This is a genomic window from Frankia sp. AgKG'84/4, from assembly GCF_023242965.2.
Lineage (GTDB): Bacteria > Actinomycetota > Actinomycetes > Frankiales > Frankiaceae > Frankia.
Genome location: NZ_JALKFU020000701.1, coordinates 1 through 557, shown reverse-complemented (window position 1 = coordinate 557; position 557 = coordinate 1). Strand labels below are relative to the sequence as shown.

Below are 557 nucleotides of genomic sequence, written 5' to 3'. Positions count from 1 at the left end.
GCCGCGCCTCGTCGCCGGCGGTCCGCTCGGCCAGCTCGCCCAGGCGAACCTGCGCGCCGGCGCTCGGCGCAGTGCCGCCACGGCGGCGCCCGTCATCGTGCTGTTCGCGTTTGTTATCGGCACGGCCGGCTCGCTCGACACCCTCGGCTCCGCGTCGCGCCAGGAGACCACCCGCACGCTGCGCGCCGACCTGGTCGTCACGGCGGATGCGGAGGCGACGGCACGTATCGCCGCGGTCGAGGGAGTCGCCGCGGTCTCCGAGGAGGTGCCCGTCGCCTTCGACCTCGGCGGGGTCGACGACGGCGAGGTCGAGTACGACTCGGCCGACGCGCGGTCGGTCGATCCCGCCGCCTACGCCCGCACGCACCGCCTCGACGTCCGCGCCGGCGCCCTCGCGGACCTGCGCGGCGACACCGTCGCCGTGCTCGGCTCGCACCGCAGGATCGGTTCGGTGCTGCGGACCAGGGTCGCGGGCCAGCCCCGGAACCTGCGTGTTGTCGCGCGGCTGCACGCCACGCTCGCCGGCCCCGCGTTCCTGCTGCCGGCCGGCGTCCGCG

General features: G+C 77.0%; 1 pseudogene. It reads left to right on the top strand.

The annotated features are described in order from the left end of the window. A pseudogene (locus MXD58_RS24695) lies at nt 1-557 on the top strand (hypothetical protein); the annotation flags it as partial.